Consider the following 4,350-nt stretch of genomic DNA (forward strand, 5'->3'; position numbering starts at 1 on the left):
GGGTCCGTCGGGGGACTCTGGACGAAGATCATCGCCTTTCTGGCGTGTCTCATCTCGGCGAGCCTGCCGATCACAGGCCTGATCATCTGGTTAGGAAAGAAGAAAAAGAAGCCGCGCAACGCGCAGGGCAGGGGTACGCGCGCTAAACGTTCCGGCGGTCGCCTTTCACCAAAACAACCGACGCCCGCCGCGGTGGCCGAACAGGTGAATGCCTCCAAAGGCTGACGGAATGCGGACCCTCCGCGGCCCCTGTATGGCTGAGTTTTATTTTAAAGCTTTTTCTGTTGATTCTTGCCGCTACCTGGAAAAGCGTTTGCCTGAGCTTCTGTATCTCCCTTCACCTGAAAGCGCCCGCTACACGATTTAGGCCACCGTCCGAACCGCGAACAAACCACCCGCCGACTCATCAACATAGCAGTAAGGCTCCAGAGCACTTTACTCACAGGCAGTGGTTACCACTGATAAGAAAATGTAAGCCCCCATTGGCGGAATGAAGCTTTTGCCCCACGGTTTTGTATGCTCTTTATCTCCTGCCTGATAATCAAATTTGAACAACAAGCCCGCCAACGTTACTTTATTCCGATCTCAATATCCTGACTGGGTTTACAACGGCAGTCTTGATCGCCTGGTAGCTCACAGTCAGCAAAGCAATACCTGTTGCCATAATGCCTGCCAGTGCAAAGATCCACCACTCAACATCAATATGGTAAGCATAGCCTTGAAGCCACCAGTCTGCGCCAAGCCAGGCAATGGGGAATGCAATGCTGCAAGCAATCAAAACCAATTCGACGAAATCTTTGGAAAGCAACACCATAATGTTCAGGGGGGTTGCGCCTAATACTTTGCGCATGCCGACTTCCTTCAGGCGCTGTTCCGCAGAAAAGGTTGCCAGTCCGAAAAGTCCGAGACATGCAACAACGACACTGGCAATCGCAACCCAGCCTAGGATCGTCTGGCTGCGTTGGTCTTCAATGTAAAACAGTGCAAGCTGATGGTCAAGAAAATGGTACTCAAAGGGGTCGGTTTCATCATTGGCGACCATGATCGCCTTAAGCTGGTCCAAGGTAGCCTGAATGTCATGAGGTTGAATCTTCACTGAGTAATAATCAATCGGGAAGATCGGGTTATACTGATACGTGATGATCAATGGTTCAATGTTAGCACGTAGTGATTGAAAATGGAAATCTTTCACAATTCCAACCACACGTGGTGTGAACGCAGCATTGGGGTCATTATAAATTGGCGTAAAGAATTGATTTAAGGCAACCTGCGGAATGATCAGTTCATCGGAAATATCAGTAATGCCCAGGATCTTTGCTGCAGCCTCGTTGATCATCACAGACAAAGTATCCCTATCGTTTTGGAAGTTTCTTCCCTTAAGCAATGCTATCTCATAGGTACTCAGAAAGTCCCTATCAGCTGCAATCGTATAAGCCGTGTGCAGTTCTCCAGCGCTGCCCTCTTTTTTAACTTTAATCTTTGGAATTGATTTCCATTCGCCAGGTACACGCGATGTCGCTGACACGTGTTTGACAGTACTCATAGTAGACATTTCGTTCTTTACCCACTCAACGTTTGAACGCGCCTTCTCGACATTCACATCGATTACAACCATCAAGTCTGTGTCGAAGCCAAGTTCGCTGTTATTGAGGAAGCGAACCTGCATGAACAGCACCATTGTACCGATGATCATGACTGTTGAAATTGTAAACTGCAAGACAACCAGCGCCTTTCTCAAAAAGAAATCTCCACCCTGCCTTGCCTTTAGGCCTTTCAAAAGCGAGACGGGATTGAAACGCGAAAGCATTATCGCTGCATAGCCACCAGATATCAATCCGATTGAAATGATTAGTAATATGGCCGCACTCCAGAAGCGCAAGCCCACTGACGCAAAAAGTTCAATCTTCTTATTGACGAAGTCATTGAAGGTGGGTAGTAACATGGCAACAATAAGCACCGCAACGAAAAACGCGATGCCTGTTGTGATCAGAGATTCGACAAGGAATTGCTTGATGAGATTACTACCCACCGCACCAATGGCTTTTCGCACCCCAATCTCTTTTAGTCTGCTTGATGCTCTCGCCGTAGTGAGGTTGGTATAGTTGATGCCTCCAATCAACAAAACAAAAAGGGCTGTAAAAGAGAACACGGTTAAGTAAACAGGGTTACCTTGTGAGATACTTTCAACGTTTGAATAACGCGCGCCGTCGGCAATCCCAGCCGATTTAAGATGTATGTCTTTTAATGGCTGTAGCGAATAGGAGAGCTCCGTTCCTGGCTCAAGTGTTGCATTCGCATGAACGAGGCGTGTCATCTTACGGGAAACCGAGTCAGGATCCGCCTCATGCCGTAATAAGGCATACACCGTAAAGCTTGTCGAGGCCCAATCACTTTCCACCGCGCGTTTGAAGCCCTCAAAATTCATGTTTGTTGCTATTGACGTCACACTACTGAAGTTAAAGCTTGAGTTCTGTGGATGGTTCCTTAACACCGCAGTGATCTTCAATGGAGTTTGCATGTAATCGAACCGAACGTTTTTATTGACTACATCTTTCCTACCGAAGATCCTCATCGCGAGATCTTCCGTAATGACGATCGTATTCGGTTCTTTCAAAGCGGTCCGTCTGTCGCCTTCAAGCAGAGGAAAATCAAATACCTGCAGGAAATACTCATCAGCGATCGTAACAGTTTCCTGCAGGTAAACAGGATTTTCAGGATTGAAAATATTACGTCGGCCAGAGCGCTGCATGCGCGTTGTCATTTCCACTTCCGGCAAGACATGCCGGGCTTCTTCTGCCAGCATATAACCTGCCGCTGCAACCGTCGTGGCTTCATTGCTGGGATTTTTCTCATGAGTTATCACCCGATAAATCTTGTCACCTTCGCTATGCTGGGTGTCAAAGTTCAGTTCGTCATAAACGTAAAGACCGATCAATAAAAAGCAAACCATTCCTAAGGTTAGCCCCAGTACATTAAGCGATGCATAGAGCTTGCTTTTCCAGAGGTTTCTCCAGCCCACAATGAGATAACTTTTGAACATACCGTTGTTGGTTAGTGATTACTGAAGTGTGTCGGACTGAGGTGACAGGGTTTTAGCGGACAGTTATTTACTAGACAAATGATCCTCCGATTGCCAGCGTCTCGCTAACTCAACCTCGAATTGTGCAGGGCTAAGGTAACCTAGAGAGGAGTGTCTGCGGACACGGTTGTAATACTCCTCAATGTAGGCAAAGACTTCTTTGCGGGCATCGGCCAGGCTAAGAAACGCACCATTTCCCATTAATTCCGATTTAAACCTTGAATACAGCGACTCCGCATGAGCATTGTCGTAATGTGAGGTGGTCCTTGCGCGTCATGCTCTGGCGATATTTGCCCTCCAGAAGCTTGCGGAAGTTGTTTGAGCCAAACCGCTCGGGCGGCCCCGTGGCCACCCCCATCAGAATGTACAATCAGACCAAATGCTGGGTTTCTGTGTTGTTCAGCCCTACGAAATGCAGGAACCACTAAACTCTCCTCCATATGGTCGTCCAAATGCCAGCCTACAATGTAACGGGAGCACAACGGGGTGATCCGTGCCATCCATCCAAGTAGCTAGGTACAGCCAGCCACCGGTCATCAATGCAAATAAGTAATATCGCCCACGGCAACGGCCGACCGTCCAAACGCAGTTATAGCTTCGGTGAATGAGATAGAATAGATTAAGTTGCTCTATGAAAAAGGGAAAAAATCTAGATACAATCCTGGTGCTGCGTCGTCGGGCGATCGAATTACATCTCTTGGGTAAGCCGGTTTCCTTTATCGTAGAGGCCACTGGATTGAGTCAACCCTCGGTGAGCCGCTATTTAAAAGCATATCGAGCGCGCGGAGAAGCCTCCTTACAACGTCCTAAGCTAGGAGGTAGCCAGCGGAAGCTTTCCCCCTCGCAGCTCGAACAATTGGTCACTTACCTGGACGAAGGCGCTCAGGCACATGGCTTCGAGGGCAACCTCTGGTCGCGTGGGCGCGTGCAACAACTCATTACAACTAAGTTCGGAGTGCATTACCAAGTGCGTTCAGTAGGCGATCTGCTGCATCACCTGGGCTACAGCCGCCAAAAACCGGACCGGCGCAGCTATCTACAAGATCCAGCCAAGCTCAAACAATGGCGGGAGCACGACTTACCTGCGCTCAAAAAAAGCCCAGCAAGAGGGCTACAGCCTGGCTTATCTAGATGAAGCCGCTTTTTCGGCGCATCCTTCCCTGCAAAGAACTTACCTGGGTTTCCCCTGTTTGAGTGGATGAGGAGTTAAGCTACAGTAGTTGATAAATGTTGTGTCTGTAAAGCTTCATATTTTACTGGACTCAGATATC

General features: G+C 48.4%; 2 protein-coding genes and 2 pseudogenes. 2 read left to right on the forward strand and 2 right to left on the reverse strand.

Translation table 11 applies throughout. The annotated features are described in order from the left end of the window. A pseudogene (locus BLR44_RS29245) lies at positions 1–225 on the forward strand (PepSY-associated TM helix domain-containing protein); the annotation flags it as partial. 349 nt (positions 226–574) lie between these two features. Here BLR44_RS29245 and BLR44_RS28365 read toward each other — a convergent pair. Together BLR44_RS28365 and BLR44_RS29495 are read right to left on the reverse strand one after the other, a co-directional pair. After that, positions 575–3,040, reverse strand: a complete 2,466-nt coding sequence (locus BLR44_RS28365) for an ABC transporter permease (RefSeq protein WP_089688872.1) — start codon at positions 3,038–3,040, stop codon at positions 575–577. Positions 3,041–3,103: 63 nt separating this feature from the next. Next, positions 3,104–3,325 (reverse strand): annotated as a pseudogene (locus BLR44_RS29495) (IS3 family transposase); the annotation flags it as partial. A gap of 385 nt (positions 3,326–3,710) precedes the next feature. Between BLR44_RS29495 and BLR44_RS28375 the strand changes: the two are divergent. Next, positions 3,711–4,214: a winged helix-turn-helix domain-containing protein gene (locus BLR44_RS28375; RefSeq protein ID WP_089688876.1), complete on the forward strand. Its 504-nt coding sequence runs from the start codon at positions 3,711–3,713 to the stop codon at positions 4,212–4,214. The last annotated feature ends 136 nt before the right edge of the window (positions 4,215–4,350 follow it).

This window comes from Catalinimonas alkaloidigena (genome assembly GCF_900100765.1).
Classification (GTDB): Bacteria; Bacteroidota; Bacteroidia; order Cytophagales; family Flexibacteraceae; genus Mooreia; species Mooreia alkaloidigena.